Raw genomic sequence first — 19,228 nt, 5'->3', positions numbered from 1 at the left:
GGCGATGCGAAGCGAGCCCGTACCCGGGCCCCTGTGGAGCGGTGAGGGTTGGACGATCAGGCCCCGAAGGGGGCGCAGGCAGGGATGCCTGCGCCTTTTCGACACGACAGGGATGTCGTGTCGAAAAGCCCGGCCAACCCTCACGAACCCGTAGGCGAAGCCGGAGGGCGCGTAAGAGGGGTGCCTTTTCTTTTGGTTACTTTTCTTTGGGCAAGCAAAGAAAAGTAACTCGGCTCGCGGCAGCGAGACGAAACCCCGCCACAGGCGGACCCGTATGGAGCAACGCGACAACCGAGACACATCACTACTGGATTCCGGCCTACGCCGGAATGACGAAGTAGGAGGGCACGTCGCAGGGGCCGAGCCCTCACCTCGCTCCTCTCCCGAAGAGAGAGGGAGAAAAGCTAAAGCGCTAAGCGCGAGCCATACTCAAAAACTGCCTTGGCGTGCAATTAAACTCCCGCCTAAACACTGCATACATATACTGCAACGACGTAAACCCACACCGCACCGCCACGTCCGCCAGCGGAATCGAACTGTCCTCCAGCATCGCGCGCGCCATCTCCAGCTTGTGCTCCAAAATCGTCTGGTGCACCGTCTGCTTCAGCTCCCGCTTGAAGTGCTCCTCAAGCAAAGTGCGCGAAATCCCCACATAGTCGGCCACCTGCTCGGTCTTGATACCGAGGCAGGCGTACTGGCGGATGTAATGCCGTGCACGCATCACGTGCGGACTGCGCATGGGCTGATGCAGGCTGCTGGCCTGCACGTTAATGCCTACCGGTGGCACGAGCACGCGCGTATTGGTGCAGTCGCCACCGTGCAGCATCTGATGCAGCACCTGCGCGGCCATGCGGCCCATCTCCTCGGCACCCTGGGTGACTGAGGTCAGCGGGATGCGGCTGAGCAGCTGGGCCATCGGATCGTTGTCGATGCCCACTACGGCGATCTGTTCGGGAACCGGCACGTCGGCCACCACGCAGGCCTGCAGCAGCTGGCGCGCGCGTGCATCGGTGACGGCGATGACGCCGATCGGCTTGGGCAGCGATTTCACCCACGCCACCATGTCCTCCTGCGCACGGCCCCAGCCGCCCGCGCTGGTCGGCGAGCCGCGGTAGACCATACCCTCCAGGCCGTCCGCATCGATCATCTGCAGGAAGGCGGTTTCGCGTTCGTGCGCCCAGCGGTTGCCGGGCGAGGGAGGCAGGCCGTAGAAGGCGAAGCGCTGCAGGCCCTGGGCGATCAGGTGGTCGTAGGCGAGGCGCACCAGCTTGGTGTTGTCGGTGGCGACATACGGCGTGTTGGGCGGGTACTGGCTGTCGTCGGCGTAAGAGCCGCCCACGGCGACCACCGGCATCGGCAGGTGCGTGAGCGTCTCGGCCACGGCGGGATCGTCGAAGTCAGCGATGATGCCGTCGCCGCGCCAGTGCTGGATACCCAGCGTGCGGCAGCGGAAATCCTCTTCCATGAAGAGGTCCCATTCGACGCGGGTGGATTTCAGATATTGACCGATGCCGGAGATGACCTGGCGGTCATAAACCTTATTGGCGTTGAACAGCAGGGCGATGCGGTGCGGTGACATGGGGCGTACCACTGACTGTAACTAACGGCGGTTGCCGCGAAGTTCCGACGCTACCAGTTACTTATGCGCCAGGCATGACGCATCGCGACAGGGAAAAATGACCAAGGCGATGGCGAATTTCGTAATTGCGCCCTGATAGGCCCGACTGCAGCATCCAAAAGCATTCAGGAGGCTTTTAGATGACTTACTTCGATCACGTGGCGCCGATCCGCTACGCCGGTGCCGACGCCGACGATTCCCTCGCATTCCGCCACTATGACCCGTCCCGCCTCGTACTCGGCAAGCGCATGGACGAACATCTGCGCCTGGCGGTGTGCTATTGGCACAGTTTTGTGTGGCCGGGTGCCGACATGTTCGGCAGCGGCACCTTTCAGCGCCCCTGGCAACAAGCCGGCGACCCCATGCGCCAGGCTCGGGTAAAGGCCGATGCGGCGTTCGATTTCTTTGCCCGCCTGGGTGCGCCTTTTTATACCTTCCACGACACCGATGTGGCGCCGGAGGGCGACAGCCTCGCCGAGTACGCGAACAATTTTGCGGCGATGGTGGATGTGCTCGAGGCCAAGCAGGCCCAGACCGGCATGAAATTGCTGTGGGGCACGGCAAATCTGTTCAGTCATCCGCGTTACGCGGCCGGCGCGGCCAGCAGCCCGCAGCCGGAAGTATTCGCCTACGCGGCCAGCCAGGTGTTTCATGCGATGGCCGCGACCCAGCGGCTGGGCGGTGCCAACTATGTGCTGTGGGGCGGCCGCGAGGGTTACGACACCTTGCTCAACACCGACCTGCACCGCGAGCGCGCGCAGCTCGGTCGCTTCTTTCAGATGGTGGTGGAGCACAAGCACCGCATTGGTTTCAAGGGTGCTTTGCTGATCGAGCCGAAGCCGCAGGAACCGACCAAGCATCAATACGACTACGACAGCGCCACGGTGTACGGCTTCCTGAAGGAGTTCGGCCTGGAGAACGAGGTCAAGGTCAATCTGGAAGCGAACCACGCCACGCTGGCCGGGCATTCGTTCCATCACGAGGTGGCGACCGCGATCTCGCTGGGCATCTTCGGCAGCATCGACGCCAACCGCGGCGATCCGCAGAACGGTTGGGACACCGACCAGTTCCCCAATAGCGTGGAAGAGCTGACCCTGGTGATGTACGAGATCCTGCGCCACGGCGGTTTCACCACCGGCGGTTTCAATTTCGATACCAAGGTGCGCCGCCAGAGCAGCGACGCGGCGGATCTGTTCTATGGCCATATCGGCGCGATGGATGCGCTGGCGCTGGCGTTGGATCGCGCCGCGGGCATGATCGAGCGCGATCTGCTGGCGGAGTTCAAGGCCGAGCGCTATGCCGGCTGGGATGGCGGCTTCGGCAAACAGATTCTCGATGGCGGCTTCAATCTGCAGACGCTGACGGAGGAAGCGGCCCGGCGCGATCTGCGCCCGGCGCATGTCTCCGGCCGGCAGGAATGGCTGGAGAATCTGGTCAACCGCTTTATCTACGGCTGAGCACGCGATGTTTCTCGGCCTGGATCTGGGTACGTCGGCCGTCAAAGCGGTATTGATCGACGAAGAAGGGAAGGTGCGGGCGATGGCCTCGCACCCTCTCTCGCTTTCTCATCCGCACGCGCGCTGGTCGGAGCAGGATCCTGCGACGTGGTGGGCAGCCGCGCTGTCTGCCGTCGAGCAACTGCTTGCTGCCGCGGCGGCGGAGGGTATTTCGTCGCGGCGAGTGGCCGCCATCGGTCTTAGCGGGCAGATGCACGGTGCGACCCTGTTGGACAGGAACGATCGTGTGTTGCGCCCGGCGATCCTGTGGAACGACGGGCGCAGCGATGCGCAGTGCCGCGAGCTTGAGCGCGTTCCCGGTTTCCGCGGCATCACCGGCAACCTCGCCATGCCGGGTTTTACTGCGCCCAAGCTGGCCTGGGTGCGCGAGCACGAACCGCGCATTTTCGATCAGGTAGCCAAGGTGTTGCTGCCGAAGGATTACCTGCGTCTGTGGCTCACTGGCGACTACGCGACCGATATGTCGGACGCGGCGGGCACGCTATGGCTGGATGTGCCGCGGCGCCGCTGGAGCCAGTCGATGCTCGATGCCTGCGGTCTGTCGGTGGAAACCATGCCGAGGCTGCATGAGGGCACCGAAGCGACGGGCCGGCTGCTGCCCGAACTCGCGGCGCGCTGGAATATGGACCGCGTGCCGGTGGCCGCCGGTGGCGGCGACAACGCCGCTGGCGCGGTCGGTGTCGGCATCGTCGGCCACGGCCAGGCCATGCTTTCGCTCGGCACGTCGGGTGTGTATTTCGCGGTGTCGGATGGTTTTCTGTCGCGGCCGGAACAGGCGGTGCACAGTTTCTGCCATGCCTTGCCAGGCACCTGGCATCTGATGTCGGTGATGCTCAACGCCGCCAGTTGTCTTGATTTCACCGCACAGCTGACGGGCCGCTCTAGCGTCGCCGAGATGCTGGCTGAAGCCGAACGCAGTGCCGGTCGCGACGACGGCCCGATGTTCCTGCCGTATCTCACCGGTGAGCGCACGCCGCATAACGACGTACATGCCTGCGGCGCTTTCAGCGGGCTGCGCGCGGACAGCACCGCAGCCGATCTGGCGAACGCGACACTGGAAGGCGTGGGGCTAGGTCTGCTCGACGGCATCGAGGCCGTCGATGCCGCGGGATTGCACGCGAATGAAGTCACGGTGATCGGCGGCGGTTCGCGCAGTGCGTACTGGACGCAGATGCTGGCCGACATCATCGGTCGGCCGCTGACTCTGCGCAGCGGCGGCGATGTGGGTGCCGCACTGGGTGCGGCACGGCTCGCGCGATTGGCAGCGGAGCCGGGTGCGTCGCTCGCCGAAGTGTGCGCCATGCCACCGCTTGTTGCGGTGCGCGAGCCAAATCGCGCAAGGCATGCCTATTATCGCGAACGCCGTCAGCCGCTGTTCCGCGAGCTGTACCGGCAACTGCAACCGCTGTACTCAGGAGCGAGCGGCCGTGACGGATCACCGGCCGGGCGCTCCGCTGCCAGTCATCACGAGGGATGCTCATGAAGAATCTGTTCGCGCGGGCGCTGCTGCCGGCGCTGTTGCTGGCGGCCATGGTGCCGGCGGCACATGCCAGCAAGGACAAGCCGGTGATCGGCTTTTCGATCGACGACCTGCGCATCGAGCGCTGGGCGCGCGACCGCGACTACTTTGTCGCCGCCGCCGGTGCGCTGGGCGCCAAGGTCTACGTGCAGTCCGCCGATGCCAGCGAGGAGCGGCAGGTGGCGCAGATCGAGAACCTGATCTCGCGCGGCGTCGACGTGCTGGTGATTGTGCCGTTCAACTCCAAGGTGCTAGGCAACGTGATCGCTGAAGCGAGGCGCAGCGGCATCAAGGTGGTGTCCTATGATCGCCTGATCCTGGGCACGGACGTGGATGCGTATATCTCCTTCGACAACGAGAAGGTCGGCGAGCTGCAGGCGCAGGGTGTCCTGAACGCCGCGCCCAAGGGCAATTACTTCCTGCTCGGCGGCGCACCCACCGACAACAACGCCAAGCTGATCCGCGAAGGCCAGATGAAAGTGCTGCAGCCGGCAATCGCCAGCGGCGCGGTGAAAGTCGTCGGGCAGCAGTGGACACCGGAGTGGGACGCTTCCAAGGCGATGCGCATCGTGGAAGACGCGCTGACCGCCAACGGCAACAACATCCAGGGCGTGGTCGCCTCCAATGACGGCATTGCCGGCGGCGCGATCCAGGCGCTGGCCGCGCAGAAGCTGGCAGGCAAGGTGCCGGTGTCCGGCCAGGATGCCGACCTTGCAGGCGTGAAGCGTGTGGTCGCAGGCACGCAGGCGATGACCGTGTACAAGCCGATCAAGCTGCTGGCGGGGCAGGCCGCGCAACTGTCGGTGTCGCTGGTGCGTGGCGACAAGCCGGGTTTCACCAGCAAGATGAATAACGGCAAGAAGGATGTGGACACCGTCCTGCTCAAGCCAACCCTGCTGACCAAACAGAACGTCGATACCGTGATCGCCGACGGCTTCTATACCCACGCCCAGATCTACGGCAAGTAAGGGTAGGGATGATGGCGGGGGGCGATCTTCTGTTCGAAATGCGCGGCATCACCAAGGCGTTTGCCGGCGTCAAAGCCCTGGACGGCATCGACCTGAAGCTGCGCGCCGGCGAATGCGTGGGGCTGTGCGGCGAGAACGGCGCGGGCAAGTCCACCTTGATGAAGGTGCTTTCCGGCGTATATCCGCACGGCAGTTGGGAAGGCGAGATCCTCTGGCGCGGCGAACCGTTGCGCGCGCGCTCCGTGCGCGACAGCGAGCGCGCCGGCATCGTCATCATCCATCAGGAATTGATGCTGGTGCCCAAGCTCTCCGTGGCTGAGAACATCTTTCTTGGCCACGAACTGACCCGGCCGGGCGGGCGCATGGACTACGACGCCATGTACGCCAAGGCCAGCGCCCTGCTGAAAGAACTCAAGCTCGATGACGTGAACGTGGCGCTGCCGGTGATGAACTACGGCGGCGGCCACCAGCAACTGTTCGAGATCGCCAAGGCGTTGGCCAAGGACGCGAAGCTGCTGATCCTGGATGAGCCGACTTCGTCGCTGACTGCGCGAGAGACAGAGGTGTTGCTCGGTATCGTCGAAGACCTCAAGCGCCGCGGTGTGGCCTGCATCTATATCTCGCACAAGCTGGACGAGGTGGAGCGCGTCTGCGACACGGTGAGCGTGATCCGCGACGGCAAGCACATCGCCACGCGACCGATGGCCGAACTCGACACCGACGCCATCATCTCCCTGATGGTGGGACGCAAGCTGGAAAGCCTGTTTCCGAAGGTAGAGCACGCCATCGGTGAAGTGATTTTTGAGGCGCGCCATGTGAGCTGCCTGGATCCGGTGAATCCCCAGCGCAAGCGCGTGGACGATGTGTCGTTCGAATTGCGGCGCGGCGAGATTCTCGGCATCGCCGGCCTGGTGGGGGCGGGGCGTACCGAACTGGTCAGCGCGATCTTTGGTGCCTATGCGGGCCGTAGTTCGGCGGAGCTGGTGCTCGAAGGCAAGCCGTTGAGAGTCCGTTCGCCAGGCGACGCGATCCGAGCCGGCCTGTGCATGGTGCCGGAGGATCGCAAGCGGCACGGTATCGTGCCGATGCTCGGCGTGGGCGACAACATTACGCTGGCGACCTTGCAGCACTACGCGCGCGCCGGGCACATCGACCGGCAACGCGAACTGCAGGTGGTGGAAGCGCAGATCGGGCAGCGCCGGGTCAAAACCGCGAGTCCGGCACTGCCCATCGCGCGGCTGTCGGGTGGCAATCAGCAGAAGGCGGTGCTCGCCAAGATGCTGCTGGCGAATCCGAAGGTGCTGATTCTTGACGAGCCGACGCGCGGCGTGGATATCGGCGCCAAGGCGGAGATCTATCGCCTGATCTTCGAGCTGGCTGCGCAAGGTGTGTCGATCATTCTGGTGTCGTCCGAGCTGCCCGAAGTGCTGGGCCTGGCTGACCGTGTGCTGGTGATGGGCGAGGGACGCCTGCGCGGCAATTTCCCCAATCAGGGCCTCACCCAAGAACAGGTGCTGGCCGCCGCGATCGACGCCGGCCCGCGCGCCGCCGCCTGAATTCATTCGCCCCCCAAAAAAACGCTACGAAGAAACAGCTACGGAATCCGCGATGCAAGCCCAGCACATCCAACAACTGTTTACGCGTTACAAAATTCTGGCCTTGCTGCTGGCGGTGGCGGCGATATGGATTTTCTTCCACGTCGCCACGGAAGGTGCCTTCGTCACCCCGCGTAATGTGTCCAACCTTCTGCGCCAGATGGCGATCACCGGCATGCTCGCGTGCGGCATGGTGTTCGTGATCATCGCGGGCGAGATCGATCTGTCGGTGGGCTCGCTGCTAGGCCTGCTCGGTGGCGTGGTCGCGGTGCTCACGGTGAACCTGCAATGGTCCACGCCGATGGCTATCGCCGCCGTGCTCGTGCTGGGTGTGCTGATCGGTCTGTTCAATGGCGTGTGGGTGACGCGCATGCGCGTGCCTTCCTTCATCGTGGGCCTGGGCGGCATGCTCGCGTTCCGCGGTGCGCTGCTTGGCGTGACGCATAGCTCGACCATCTCGCCGGTGCCGGACGACCTGGTGTACCTGGGGCAGGGTTACGTGGCGCCGATGCTGTCAGGCCTGCTGGGCGTGGTGATCTTCGCGGCGCTGGTGGTGCTCACGGTGCTGCGCCGCCGTCGTCGCGCGGCGCTTCAGCTCAATCAATTGCCGTGGTGGACCGATGTGCTGAAGCTCATCGCGATCGGTGCGGCACTGGCCGGTTTCATCACCACGCTCAACCGTTACGGCGGTGTGCCGCTGCCGGTGATGATCCTGGTAGCCCTGCTGGCGGTATTCACCTACCTCGGCACACAGACCGTGCTCGGCCGGCATATCTATGCGGTCGGTGGCAACCTGGAAGCGACGCGGCTGTCAGGTGTGAACGTGGCGCGCGTGAAGCTGGTGGTGTTCGGCATCATGGGCCTGATGTGCGCCTTCGCCGGCATCATCAACACCGCGCGTCTCGCCGCGGGCTCACCCTCGGCTGGCAGCAACGGCGAACTCGATGCCATCGCCGCCTGTTTCATCGGCGGCGCCTCCATGCGCGGCGGCGCGGGCACCGTCCACGGCGCACTGATCGGCGCGCTGGTGATGGCCAGCCTCGACAACGGCATGTCGATGATGGACGTGGACACCTACTGGCAGTACATCGTGAAGGGCACGATCCTGGTGCTGGCGGTGTGGGTGGATGTGTTGTCGGGGTCGCAGCGGGATTAACGCCGCATAGGTACGACGGCAGAAGCGCGCTCGGTTTATTCCTTCCGCACCGGCGCCCCGTACTGCAACGCATCCGAGATATCGCTCGCCGCCTGCCGCAACTGCGCCTGCGTATGCAGCATGGTGATCGACGAGGCGCGGCGCTCGATAAAGGGAATGGTGAGCGCGCACACGGCATGGCCGTGCTGCATCACCGGCGCGGAGAGGTCGGTGACGCCGTCGACGATGTGGCTGGGTGCGCTGGCGTAGCCGCGGGCGCGCACCTGCGCCACCAGTTTCAGGAGCTTCTTGCGGTCGAGGTCGGGCTCATGGGTGGCGATCATGTCCAGCCACAGGTTGCGGATCTCGTCGCTCTGGTAGGCCAGCAGCACGTGGCCGGAGGTAGCCTGCGACATCGGGCGGCGATGGCCGACGCGCACGACCAGGCCGATTTCACCGGGCGGGTCGATGCGGGCGATCACCACGATCTGTTCGCGCGACGGCACCACCAGATGGCATGACTGTTCCACCAGGTCGGCGAGGCGATGCATCACCGGCAGGGCGGCTTCGACCGCGGTCTTGAGCTGCGGCTGTTCCATGCCGAGGCGGAACAGCCGCGGCGTGATCGAGTAGCCGGTGTCGCCTTCGCCGCGGGTGATGTAGTCGCGCTCTTCCAGTACCTGCAGCATGCGGAAGATTTCGCCGCGCGAGCGGCCCACGCCTTCGGACACCTCGGCGATCGTCAGCGGCGTCGGCGAGGCGGCGAGCAGTTCGAGAATGTCCAGGCCTTTGTCCAGCGCAGGCGCGCGGTACTTGGGTGGTGTCTTGGGCATGACGCGATGGATCCCCGGTTGATGGTGAAGCTTGCCTCAACTGTGATGCGCACCGCCACGCCATGGTTGCCGCGTGGATGGACGTCTGGACGTCGATGCTGCGATGCGACTTGTGCTACAAGTGAATATATTGTTCATATTTGCACATTGAGTCGAGTCTTGTCATTGGCCCCGCACAACGGGTGCCGTCCAGCGGGAGCAGTGATTTGGACATCAGTACCGAGCACCGGTCAGCGGCAACCGCGCAGGCCACCCAGATCTACCGCCGCTCCATGCTTCCCCTGGTGTTGATCGTCAGCCTGTTTTTTCTGTGGGGCGTCGCCAACAACCTCAATGACGTGCTGATCGCACAGTTCAAGAAGGCTTTCGTACTCAACGATTTCCGCGCCGGGCTGGTGCAAAGTGCGTTTTATCTGGGCTATTTCCTGGTGGCGATGCCGGCCGGCATGTATATGCGGCGCTTCGGCTACAAGAGTGCGGTGGTGTTCGGGCTGGCGCTGTACGGCATCGGCGCGCTGCTGTTCTGGCCGGCGGCAGAGTTTCGCACCTACGGTTTCTTCCTGTTCGCCCTGTTCGTGATCGCGAGCGGGCTGGCGTTTCTGGAGACCTCTGCCAACCCCTTCGTGACACTGCTGGGGCCGCGCGAATCGGCCGCGCAGCGGTTGAACCTGGCCCAGGCCTTCAACCCGCTCGGTTCGATCACCGGCATTCTGATCGGCCAGCACTTCATCTTCTCTGGTGTCGAGCGTTCATCCGACGAGCTGGCCGCCATGAGCGCGGCGAGCCGCGCGGCCTATCTCGCGCAGGAAACCGCCGCGGTGCAGTTGCCTTATCTGGTGATCGGGCTGGTCGTGCTGGGCTGGGGCCTGCTGATCCTGCTGACGCGCTTCCCCGCGGTCCATGCGGTCGGTGAAGAGCCTGCGGCGGGCGAGGGCGTATTGCGGACGCTGCTGCGTGATCGACGCTTCACCTGGGCCATGCTGGCGCAGTTCTTTTACGTCGGCGCACAGGTCGGCGTGTGGAGCTATCTGATCCGCTATGTGCAGGCAAGCGTGCCCGGCACCCCGGCCAAGACGGCCGCGAATTTCCTCACCGCATCGCTGGTGTGCTTCATGGCCGGCCGTTTCGCGGGCGGCGCCTTGATGAAGTATCTGGCGCCGCGCCGCCTGCTGGCGCTGTTCGCGGCGATCAACATCGCGTTGACCGTGTTCGCCCTCCTGGCGCCGGGCTATGCGGGTGCGTGCGCGCTCGTCACGTGCAGCTTTTTCATGTCGGTGATGTATCCCACCATCTTCGCGCTGGGCGTGGAAGGCCGCGGCGACGACGAACGCAAGCTCGGCTCGGCGCTGCTGGTCATGACCATCATCGGCGGCGCCGTACTTACCGCGGCGATGGGTGCGGTGTCCGACGCGGGTGGCATCGCCAGGGCGATGGCCGTGCCGGCGGTGAGCTTCGCGGTGGTACTGCTATTCGCACGCCGCCAACAGCCAGGAGCCTGAGATGCCACGCCAGTATTTCGCCCTCGACCTGCGGGACGACGCGCTCGCCATTGCCGAATACGAACGCTGGCATCAACCCGGCCACATCTGGCCGGAGATCGTCGCCTCGATCCGCGCTGCCGGCGTGAGCGACCTGGAAATCTTCCGCACCGGCAACCGGCTGATGCTGGTGATGGACGTACCCGAAGATTTCGATAGCGCGGCCAAGCAAGCCGCTGACGCCGCCGATCCGCGCGTGCGGGCGTGGGAGGCGTTGATGGATACCTTTCAGCAGCGGCTGCCGTGGGCGAAGAACGGAGAGAAATGGGTGCAGATGACCCGAATCTTCTCGTTGGGCGAGTGCATAAAAAGCGATCGCTAGGCGCCGATGCGTTTGCGCTGGCTGTAGCCAAGAAGATGCTTTTGATCTTCAACAGCGGTGAGGGCCGTGCAAAAGGCCCTAAAGAAAACCATCCCGAGGTTTGGCACTGGAAAGGGCGGTTCTACAAAGCACACCGCCTGCTCTGAGGCCATTTCTCTTTGGTTACTTTCTCTTTACTCCGGGCATCCATGCCCTCCGCCCTTCGGGCCAGCTGCGCTGTTCGCACCCGCTCCTGTGCGGGTGCGTGGGCCAGCAAAGAGAAAGTGACCCGGCTCGCGGCAGCGAGTCGGAAGCCCGCGGCAGGCGAGCCAAGGCACGCAGACGCTAAAACCGGGCGATAATGCCACTGGATGACCAGCTTCGCTGTTGTGAAGCGCCTCCGGCCTTCGCCGGAATGACGCAGTAGTAGGACGCAATGTTGCTAGTTCAGCGCCGCCAGATCACCTCAGGCGCAATCGCTCGCACATCCGTCTGCCCAGTCAACGCCATGCTCACACTCAGCTCGCGCCGTATCAGCTCGATCGCCTTCGTCACACCAGCCTCACCCATCGCACCAAGCCCATAAAGAAACGCCTTGCCGATCAACCCGGCACGCGCACCACTGGCCAGCGCCTTCAGCAAATCCTGTCCGCTAAGGATGCCTCCGTCGAACAACACCTCAAGACGATCGCCAACATCCTGCACGATGGACGGCAGTACATCGATGCTGGCAGGAGCGCCATCGAGCTGGCGGCCGCCATGGTTGGAAACGACGATGGCGTCGACGCCGTGATCAGCGGCGAGGCGTGCGTCGCGCGGGTCCATGATGCCTTTGAGGATCAGCTTGCCGGGCCATAGCTCGCGGATCCAATCCAGATCCTTCCAGGTGATGGTGGGATCGAACTGGCTGGCGATCCATTGGGCGAGTGTGGTGAGGCTGTCGGTGCCGCCGATGCGGCCTTGCAGGTTGCCGAACGAACGACTGGGCGCGCGCAGCACGCTCCAGGCCCAGCGCGGTTTGCTGGCGATATCCAGCAGGTTGTGCAGGGTGAGTTTGGGCGGTACCGACAGGCCGTTCTTGATTTCGCGGTGGCGCTGGCCCTGCACGGTGAGGTCGGCAGTGAGCATCAGCGCCGAGCATTCGGCGGCCTTGGCGCGGCTGATCAGCTCGCGCGCGAAGCCGCGGTCGCGCATCACGTAGAGCTGGAACCAGAACGGCTTGTCGACGGCGGTGCGCACCTGCTCGATCGAGCAGATCGACACGGTGCTCAGGCAGAACGGAATGCCGGCCGCCACCGCCGCGCGTGCACCAAGGATTTCTCCGCTGCCGTGTTGCAGGCCGGTGAGTCCGGTCGGCGCGATGGCCAGCGGCATCGACACCGGCTGCCCGACGATCGTCGTGGCGAGCGAGCGCTGGTCGACGTCGATCATCACGCGCTGGCGTAGCTGGATGCGTTCGAACGCGTGACGATTCTCGCGCAGCGTCACTTCGTCATAGGCGCCGCGATCGGCGTATTCGAAGAACGCGCGAGGTACGCGGCGGCGGGCGAGTTCGCGCAGATCCAGTACATTGGTGATCGGCGTGGCCATGGCGATTCCTCAGAGCCAGTAGAGTTTGTGTAGGAGCGCACCCTGTGCGCGAGAGCCCTGCAAAGCAGGGCCGCCTTTGCCACATTGGACAGAAAGCGCGGCCCTGCACGCTGTTTCACTCGGGCCATCCATGGCCCTCGCCCTGCGGGCGGCTTCACCGTGCAAACCGGCAGTCCTGCCGGTTTGTCGCGCACAGGGTGCGCTCCTACAGGTCATGCGTTCAATGCGTGGAGAGGTTCCTGCCAGGCAGGGCCATCCGGAAAGCGGAACTCGGCGATCGAGGCGTCGAACATCTGCGCAGAGAAACCTGGTGTCGTCGGCGCCAGATAGCGACCGTCGCGGATAGTCACCGGATCGACAAAGTGCTCGTGCAAGTGATCGACGAACTCGATGGCGCGATCTTCCTTTTTGCCAGTGATCGCCACGAAGTCGGCCATCGCCAGATGCTGCACCAGTTCGCACAGGCCGACGCCGCCGGCATGCGGGAACACGCGCACACCGAACTTCGCCGCCAGCAGCAGGATCGCCAGATTCTCGTTGACGCCGCCGACGCGCGCGGCATCGATCTGCACCAGATCGACGGCACCGGCCTGGAACAGCTGCTTGAACATCACGCGGTTGTGCGTGTGCTCGCCGGTGGAGACCGGCGTCGGCGCGATGGCGCGACGGATGGCGGCGTGGCCGAGCACGTCGTCGGGGCTGGTCGGTTCTTCGATCCAGGCGAGCTTCACGTCAGCCAGCCGGCGCAGCCATTCGATCGCGCGATGCACATCCCAGCGCTGGTTGGCGTCCACCGCGATAGCGACATCCGGCCCCACCTCGGCGCGCGCCAGACGGCAGCGGCGTATATCGTCCTCGACGTTGTGGCCGACCTTGAGCTTGATGGTGCGGAACCCGTCGGCCACTGCTTCGCGAGCGAGGCGCAGCATCTTTTCGTCCGAATAGCCGAGCCAGCCGGGCGAAGTGGTGTAGGCGGGATAGCCTTCCGCCAGCAACTGTTCGATGCGTTGCGCCTTGCCGCGCTCGGCGGTGCGCAGCAGTTGCAGCGCTTCGTCGGGCGAGAGCGCGTCGGCGAGGTAGCGGAAGTCGATCACGCTCACCAGCTGTTCCGGTGTCATGTCGGCGATAAAGCGCCACAGCGGCTTGCCGGCGTGGCGCGCGGCCATGTCCCACGCCGCGTTGACCACTGCGCCGATGGCCATGTGCATCACACCCTTTTCGGGGCCGAGCCAGCGCAGCTGCGAGTCGCCGATCATGCGCGCGGCAAAACCGCCGAGGTCGCCGATCACTTCATCGAGACTCAGGCCGACCACGTAGGGGCGCAAGGCATCGAGCGCGGCCTTCTGCACGTCGTTGCCGCGGCCGATGGTGAAGACCAGCCCATAGCCGGCGAGGCCGTGCGGATCGTCGGTGCGCAATACGGCATAGGCGGCCGAGTAGTCCGGATCCGGATTCATCGCGTCGGAGCCATCGAGCTCACGCGACGTCGGAAAGCGTACGTCGTAGGTATCCAGTGCAGTGATTTTCACCATGCGTCCGGCCTCCTTGTGCCGGAGAGAAGCAATGTCGTGACGGGACGGCTCATCGTGCGTTGCCCTGGTCGGCGGGATGCGCATGCACTTGCTGGCGTTGCCGGCCGAGCCCGTCGATGCCGAGTTCGATCACATCGCCGGGGCGCAAATAAGTGGGCGGCTTCAAGCCAAGGCCCACGCCGGCAGGCGTGCCGGTGCTGATGACGTCACCGGGCAACAGCGTCATGTAGCGGCTGATGTAGCTGACCAGCTTGGCGACGCCGAACACCATGTCGCTGGTGTTGCTGTCCTGATAGCGATGGCCGTTTACTTCCAGCCATAGGCGCAAGCTCTGCGGATCGGGTACTTCGTCGGCGGTGACCAGCCAGGGACCGATGGGGCCGAAGGTGTCGCAACTCTTGCCCTTCACCCACTGCCCGCCGTGCTCAAACTGGAATTCGCGCTCGGAGAGATCGTTGACCACCACGTAGCCGGCGACGTGCGACAGCGCTTTTTCCAGAGGCACGTCGCGGGCGGTCTCGCCGATCACCACGCCCAGCTCCACCTCCCAGTCGGTGCGGGTGGAGCCACGTGGAATCACGACGTCGTCGTTCGGCCCCATGATTGCGCTGGTGGCCTTCATGAACAGCACGGGCTGATCGGGCACGGGCGCGCCGGTTTCGGCGGCGTGCTTGGCGTAGTTCATACCCACGCAGATCATCTTGCCGACCGGCGCTACCGGTGCGCCGAAGCGCGGCGTGCCGGAGACCTTGGGCAGGGTGGACGGATCCACGGCGGCCAGGCGTTGCAGGCTTTCGCGGCTGAGCGTGTAAGGATCGATATCGGCGACGATGGATGAGAGATCGCGCAGTTCGCCCGCGCTGTCGATCAACCCTGGCTTCTCGGTGCCATGCTCGCCATAACGGACAAGTTTCATCCCGTGAGTTCCTTCAGTTGGACCAGCCGCCATCCACAACGTGGACCGTGCCGGTAGTGAATGCGGATTCGTCGGAGGCGAGATACAGCGCGAGCGCGGCGATTTCTTCCGGCGTGCCGAGGCGGCCCATCGGCTGACGCTCGATAAAGCTGCGCCACACGGCTTCCTCGTCGCCGCCCAGCGCCCGCACGCGGTCGCCCAGTGAAGGTGTTTTCACCGTGCCGGGGCAGATCGCGTTGCAGCGCACGCCGCGTGCCACAAAGTCGGCGGCGATCGAGCGGGTGAGGCCGATCACCGCGGCCTTGGTGGTGCTGTAGGCGAAGCGGTTCGGCACGCCCTTGATGCTGGACGCCACGGAAGACATGTTGACGATGCTGCCGCGCCCGCGTTCGAGCATGCCGGGCAGCACGCGCTTACACAGGTGGAACATGCTGTCGACGTTGATGCTGAAGGAGCGCTTCCACGCCTGCTCGTCGGTGTCCAGGATGGTGCCGGCGTGCACGAAGCCGGCACAGTTGAACAGCACGTCGATGCTGTTGTTGGCGGCGACCAGCGCGTCGATTTCGTCGGTACGGGTCACATCCAGGCGCTGCGTGCGGATCGACGGATGCGTCGCCGCGAGACTTTCCAGCGCGGCGGTGTCGATGTCGGTCGCCAACACCTGCGCACCAGCTTCGGCGAAGGCGAGGGCGGTGGCGCGGCCGATGCCGGCGCCAGCGGCGGTGACCAGGGCGTGCTTGCCGGCCAGGCGTGTATTCATGGCTGGGATTCCTTATGAGGCGAAGGAGATACGGCGAGATCGAGGCCGTAGAACGCGGCCGCGTTGCCGCCGAAGATGTCCGCTTCGCGACCGGGCGCGAAGCGATGGGCCAGCACGCGGGCCAGTGCCAGCCAGTGCGCGTAGTCGCCGCGCAAGGTGAGCACCGGCCAGTCGCTGCCCCATAACAGACGTTCAGCGCCGAAGCAGTCGAAGACGTGTTCGACGTAAGGTGTGATGGCATCGTCGGGCAGGCCCGGCGCGAGCTGGGTCAGCAGGCCGGAGAACTTGCAGTACAGCATGGTGCGCTCGGCGAGGCTAGTGATATGCGCCGCCCAGTCGTGGGAGTCGCTGCCGTCGATGGCTGGCTTGCCTGCATGGTCGAGCACCGCGCGCAACGCGGGTTCGCGCACCAACCGCTTGAGCAGCGACGGCAGTTGATCGGGACGCACCAGTGCATCGAAAGCCAGGTCGTGCTGCTGCATGCTGGCAAACGCTCTATCCAGCTTGGGGCGTGCAAGCCAGTCGGGATCGGCGATGTCCTGCGCCATCGGGCGCAGGCCGATCAGTAGGCCGCGACCGTCGCGCACCAGCCGTTCGATGCGCGCATCCACATCGTCCGCTTCAAAATCCACCCAGCCGACCACGCCCACGATGCTCTTATTGTCGCGCGCGAGTTCAAACAGGAAGCGGGTTTCCGCTTCGGTGGGTGCGGCCTGTACCAGTACGGTGCGCTGCACTTCTGTGGCTGCGCGCAGCGGGGCCATGTCGTGCGGCAGGAAATCCCGTTGCAATGCCGTGGGCGCATCCGCCAGCCAGCCGTAGTCGCCGCGGCTGACCTGCCAGTAATGCTGATGCGCGTCGACCAGGGTCATGGGGTGACCGCGCTCGGTGCGAGCAGGCCGGCGGCGCGCAGCTGCGTCCACAGTTCGGGTGGCAGCGCGGTGTCCAGTCGCGAGACGGCACTATGTACTTCGCTGGCCGAGCGCATGCCGCAGACCACGGTGGCGACAGCAGGGTGAAGCAGCGGGAATTGCAGTGCGGCGGCACCGAGGCTGGCGCCGGTCTGCGCTGCGATGTCGTAGAACCGCTGTGCGCGTGCGCGCGTCGGCGCATCGGCCGGCGCGTAGTTATAGGTATCGCCCGGGCCGTCGGCGGCGCCAAGCAGGCCGGAGTTGTAGGGGGCGGCGGCGAGGATGACGACATCGCGATGCAGCGCTTCGTCCATCACGCGCGTGCTGTCCTGCTGCTCGAACAAGGTGTAGCGGCCGGCCAGCATGATGGCGTCGAGCGCGAAGCGCGGCATCACTTCCAGGCAGATGGCTTCCTCGTTGACGCCGAGGCCGATGGCGGCACACACGCCTTGCGTGCGTAGCTCGGCCATTGCGGGCAACGCTTCGTCCAACGCCTGACGCAGGATCTGCGGATGTTGCGCGCCGTGCGTGAGCGCGCCGATGTCGTGCAGCAGCAACAGGTCGATGCGGTCGGTGCGCAGGCGGCGCAGGCTGCTTTCGACCGAGCGCAGCACACCGTCGCGGCTGTAGTCGAAGATCGCCTGGCGGTTGTCCACGGCAAAACCGTCGGCGAGTGGTTCGCGGCCTTCGGCGCTTTCGATCAGGCGACCGACCTTGGTGGAAAGGGTGTAGCTGTCGCGCGGTTTGGCGGCCAGTACGGCACCGAGGCGTTCTTCGCTGAGGCCGTAGCCGTAGTAGGGCGCAGTGTCGAAATGACGGATGCCGCGGCGCCATGCATGTTCGATGGCCTGCGCGGCGTCAGTCTCGTCCACGCCGGCGTACAGGTTGCCGATGGGCGCACCACCGAAAGACAACGGCGTCAGCCCGAGCCGTTTGCCAGTGGCCGGTGCGCTGCTGCCTTGCTGGTTGTGGAGGCCAGGTTCCGCCATGCCAGAGCTCCGCGAACTGGGAATACCGAGAGTGACTCGTCGATAGCGACTCGCACCGCATCCAGGCCCGCTGATGCGCGGACTCTGGCGGATGCTGGGCGCCCGCTCAACCGCCACTTGCCCGGTCTGAGCAAGTGTGCACATATGAAATATAGTTTTACAAGTGATCTTTGCGTGAGGCTGTCGATCGCGAGAATTTCCTGTTGCACTGCAACTTGCATCGATCTATATAAATATGAAACATCGATTCGCCCATGAAATGTGCGGCGGGTCGCTGTAACGACGAATCGGGTCTTGGGGGCGGGGAGCCTTGAACGTGTATCTGCACGAGATAATTTCAGCGTCCGCCTGCGCCTTTCCGGCGCCCGGGAGCTGCGCATGAATGGCCGCGCGGCGGCAATCGGTGGCGGCGCTGCCGATGTGCGCGAACTCCCGCGGGTGCGGTCGTCCGGAACGCCGGACATGATCGCGCCCAACGTCTGTCCGCCGTTCCTTGCCGCCGATGTGGGCGGCACCCATGCACGCATGGCGTTGATGGCCCCCGGCACCCGCGTCAGCGGGCCGGTGGTGCTGGCTTACAAGGTCTATCGCTGCGCCGACTACGCCGACATGGCCAGCATCGCGCGCGCCTTCTGCGCCGAGCTGCCGGAGGCGCCGCGACAACTGGTGCTGGCCTGCACTGGCTGCGCACTCAACGGCGTGGTGATCAATGAAAGCTTGCCGTGGCCGATCGTGCCGGCGGCGATCGCCAGCGCACTGCAACTCGACGACGTGCTGCTGCTCAACGATTTTGAAGCACTGGCGCACGCCACGGCTTATATCGATATCGCCCGTTCGCCGCTGGTGAACGCGCCGGCTCATCCGGATGTGCCGGTGATCGGGCCGATGGTGGTGGTCGGACCAGGCACCGGACTGGGCGCCGCGGTGCGTCTGCCCGGCACGCCGCCTACGGTGCTGGCAAGCGAGGCGGGGCAGACTCAGCTCGCCGCGCGCGTCGGTCGCGAGCAAGAAGTACTGAGTCTGCTGGCTGCACCCGATACCCACGTGTCGTATGAGCACGTGCTGTCCGGCCCCGGCCTGCTGCGTCTTTATCGCGCGCTATGCGCCGAAGCCGGACAGGAGGCGACGTGCGCCGAGCCGGCTGACGTCAGCGCCGCCGCCGTCGACGGCAGCGATGCGCGCGCGGTGGAAACTTTGCAGCTGTTCTGCGGCTGGCTGGGTTCGTTTACTGGCGATCTGGCCATGCTTTATCAGGCCACTGGCGGCATCTGGCTGGCTGGCGGTTTTCTGTCGCGGATCGTGGCGTTCATGCGTAACAGCGCCTTCGCCGACCGCTTCCTCGACAAGGGCGTGATGCGGCCTTTCCTGGAAAAAGTCCCGGTGCGCGTGGTGGATCACGGCCAGCTCGGCGTGATCGGCGCGGCAAGCTGGTTTCTCGATCGCCAGGCGCGAGCCAAGGGAGAGCGGGAGTTTCGATAGTCCGCAGCGCGGCGTTCCAGCCGCGTT

Annotated in this window: 16 protein-coding genes; 8 read left to right on the top strand and 8 right to left on the bottom strand. The window is 64.9% G+C overall.

Annotated features, from left to right (window positions below; all coding sequences use genetic code 11):
• Positions 1-412 precede the first annotated feature (412 nt).
• Entirely contained in the window at positions 413-1,579 is a 1,167-nt protein-coding gene (locus tag ISS97_RS10675; RefSeq protein WP_379986711.1) for a XylR family transcriptional regulator, read from the bottom strand.
• A 179-nt stretch (positions 1,580-1,758) separates the two neighbouring features.
• Between ISS97_RS10675 and xylA the strand changes: the two genes are divergently transcribed.
• The 5 genes from xylA to ISS97_RS10650 are packed head-to-tail and all read left to right on the top strand — an operon-like array spanning position 1,759 to position 8,373.
• Complete coding sequence (xylA, locus tag ISS97_RS10670; protein ID WP_379986712.1) at positions 1,759-3,075, top strand: xylose isomerase; 1,317 nt, start codon at positions 1,759-1,761, stop codon at positions 3,073-3,075.
• 7 nt (positions 3,076-3,082) lie between these two features.
• Positions 3,083-4,618, top strand: a complete 1,536-nt coding sequence (gene xylB, locus ISS97_RS10665) for a xylulokinase (RefSeq protein ID WP_379986713.1) — start codon at positions 3,083-3,085, stop codon at positions 4,616-4,618.
• Positions 4,615-5,622, top strand: a complete 1,008-nt coding sequence (gene xylF / locus ISS97_RS10660) for a D-xylose ABC transporter substrate-binding protein (RefSeq protein ID WP_379986714.1) — start codon at positions 4,615-4,617, stop codon at positions 5,620-5,622. Before xylB ends, xylF begins: the two co-directional genes overlap by 4 nt.
• An 8-nt stretch (positions 5,623-5,630) precedes the next feature.
• Positions 5,631-7,178, top strand: a complete 1,548-nt coding sequence (xylG, locus tag ISS97_RS10655) for a D-xylose ABC transporter ATP-binding protein (protein ID WP_379986715.1) — start codon at positions 5,631-5,633, stop codon at positions 7,176-7,178.
• Between the two features lie 52 nt (positions 7,179-7,230).
• Positions 7,231-8,373, top strand: coding sequence for a sugar ABC transporter permease (locus ISS97_RS10650; RefSeq protein ID WP_379986716.1), 1,143 nt, complete (start codon positions 7,231-7,233; stop codon positions 8,371-8,373).
• Positions 8,374-8,408: 35 nt separating this feature from the next.
• Here ISS97_RS10650 and ISS97_RS10645 read toward each other — a convergent pair whose 3' ends face one another.
• Positions 8,409-9,185 (bottom strand): IclR family transcriptional regulator, encoded by a 777-nt coding sequence (locus ISS97_RS10645; RefSeq protein ID WP_379986717.1) that lies wholly within the window; start codon positions 9,183-9,185, stop codon positions 8,409-8,411.
• A gap of 206 nt (positions 9,186-9,391) precedes the next feature.
• Between ISS97_RS10645 and fucP the strand changes: the two genes are divergently transcribed.
• Positions 9,392-10,684 (top strand): L-fucose:H+ symporter permease, encoded by a 1,293-nt coding sequence (gene fucP, locus ISS97_RS10640; protein WP_379986718.1) that lies wholly within the window; start codon positions 9,392-9,394, stop codon positions 10,682-10,684.
• Position 10,685: 1 nt separating this feature from the next.
• A complete protein-coding gene (locus ISS97_RS10635; protein ID WP_379986719.1) occupies positions 10,686-11,045 on the top strand; it encodes an L-rhamnose mutarotase in 360 nt (119 codons plus the stop codon).
• Between the two features lie 426 nt (positions 11,046-11,471).
• Here the strand turns inward: ISS97_RS10635 and ISS97_RS10630 are convergent, their stop codons facing one another.
• The 6 genes from ISS97_RS10630 to ISS97_RS10605 all read right to left on the bottom strand — a co-directional run bounded on the left by ISS97_RS10630 (position 11,472) and on the right by ISS97_RS10605 (position 17,722).
• Positions 11,472-12,614, bottom strand: a complete 1,143-nt coding sequence (locus ISS97_RS10630; protein ID WP_379986720.1) for an alpha-hydroxy acid oxidase — start codon at positions 12,612-12,614, stop codon at positions 11,472-11,474.
• 212 nt (positions 12,615-12,826) lie between these two features.
• Positions 12,827-14,146, bottom strand: a complete 1,320-nt coding sequence (locus tag ISS97_RS10625; protein ID WP_379986721.1) for an L-fuconate dehydratase — start codon at positions 14,144-14,146, stop codon at positions 12,827-12,829.
• A 49-nt stretch (positions 14,147-14,195) separates the two neighbouring features.
• The gene (locus ISS97_RS10620) at positions 14,196-15,062 is read right to left on the bottom strand and encodes a fumarylacetoacetate hydrolase family protein (RefSeq protein ID WP_379986722.1); all 867 of its coding nucleotides are present in this window, start codon (positions 15,060-15,062) and stop codon (positions 14,196-14,198) included.
• A gap of 13 nt (positions 15,063-15,075) precedes the next feature.
• Positions 15,076-15,822: an SDR family oxidoreductase gene (locus tag ISS97_RS10615; RefSeq protein WP_379986723.1), complete on the bottom strand. Its 747-nt coding sequence runs from the start codon at positions 15,820-15,822 to the stop codon at positions 15,076-15,078.
• Complete coding sequence (locus ISS97_RS10610) at positions 15,819-16,694, bottom strand: amidohydrolase family protein (protein ID WP_379986724.1); 876 nt, start codon at positions 16,692-16,694, stop codon at positions 15,819-15,821. The genes ISS97_RS10615 and ISS97_RS10610 overlap by 4 nt, the downstream gene beginning before the upstream one ends.
• On the bottom strand, positions 16,691-17,722 hold the full coding sequence (locus tag ISS97_RS10605; RefSeq protein ID WP_379986725.1) for an aldo/keto reductase: 1,032 nt from the start codon (positions 17,720-17,722) through the stop codon (positions 16,691-16,693). The genes ISS97_RS10610 and ISS97_RS10605 overlap by 4 nt, the downstream gene beginning before the upstream one ends.
• Positions 17,723-18,184: 462 nt before the next feature.
• Here ISS97_RS10605 and ISS97_RS10600 point away from each other — a divergent pair, with 462 nt between their 5' ends.
• Positions 18,185-19,201: a glucokinase gene (locus ISS97_RS10600; RefSeq protein WP_379986895.1), complete on the top strand. Its 1,017-nt coding sequence runs from the start codon at positions 18,185-18,187 to the stop codon at positions 19,199-19,201.
• Positions 19,202-19,228 lie beyond the last annotated feature (27 nt).

The sequence above is a fragment of the Dyella koreensis genome (assembly GCF_044904565.1).
In the GTDB taxonomy this organism is placed as follows: domain Bacteria; phylum Pseudomonadota; class Gammaproteobacteria; order Xanthomonadales; family Rhodanobacteraceae; genus Dyella_D; species Dyella_D koreensis.
The sequence above is the reverse complement of the archived record's forward strand: the minus strand, read 5'-3'. Positions and strand labels throughout refer to the sequence as shown.

Bases quoted from the DNA above. Each gene is read 5' to 3' on its own strand.
- xylG (WP_379986715.1), top strand. From the start codon at position 5,631: ATGATGGCGGGGGGCGATCTTCTGTTCGAAATGCGCGGCATCACCAAG.
- ISS97_RS10600 (WP_379986895.1), top strand. From the start codon at position 18,185: ATGATCGCGCCCAACGTCTGTCCGCCGTTCCTTGCCGCCGATGTGGGC.
- xylB (WP_379986713.1), top strand. From the start codon at position 3,083: ATGTTTCTCGGCCTGGATCTGGGTACGTCGGCCGTCAAAGCGGTATTG.
- ISS97_RS10675 (WP_379986711.1), bottom strand. From the start codon at position 1,579: ATGTCACCGCACCGCATCGCCCTGCTGTTCAACGCCAATAAGGTTTAT.
- xylA (WP_379986712.1), top strand. From the start codon at position 1,759: ATGACTTACTTCGATCACGTGGCGCCGATCCGCTACGCCGGTGCCGAC.
- xylF (WP_379986714.1), top strand. From the start codon at position 4,615: ATGAAGAATCTGTTCGCGCGGGCGCTGCTGCCGGCGCTGTTGCTGGCG.
- ISS97_RS10635 (WP_379986719.1), top strand. From the start codon at position 10,686: ATGCCACGCCAGTATTTCGCCCTCGACCTGCGGGACGACGCGCTCGCC.
- ISS97_RS10610 (WP_379986724.1), bottom strand. From the start codon at position 16,694: ATGACCCTGGTCGACGCGCATCAGCATTACTGGCAGGTCAGCCGCGGC.
- ISS97_RS10645 (WP_379986717.1), bottom strand. From the start codon at position 9,185: ATGCCCAAGACACCACCCAAGTACCGCGCGCCTGCGCTGGACAAAGGC.
- ISS97_RS10620 (WP_379986722.1), bottom strand. From the start codon at position 15,062: ATGAAACTTGTCCGTTATGGCGAGCATGGCACCGAGAAGCCAGGGTTG.
- ISS97_RS10615 (WP_379986723.1), bottom strand. From the start codon at position 15,822: ATGAATACACGCCTGGCCGGCAAGCACGCCCTGGTCACCGCCGCTGGC.
- ISS97_RS10650 (WP_379986716.1), top strand. From the start codon at position 7,231: ATGCAAGCCCAGCACATCCAACAACTGTTTACGCGTTACAAAATTCTG.
- ISS97_RS10630 (WP_379986720.1), bottom strand. From the start codon at position 12,614: ATGGCCACGCCGATCACCAATGTACTGGATCTGCGCGAACTCGCCCGC.
- ISS97_RS10625 (WP_379986721.1), bottom strand. From the start codon at position 14,146: ATGGTGAAAATCACTGCACTGGATACCTACGACGTACGCTTTCCGACG.
- ISS97_RS10605 (WP_379986725.1), bottom strand. From the start codon at position 17,722: ATGGCGGAACCTGGCCTCCACAACCAGCAAGGCAGCAGCGCACCGGCC.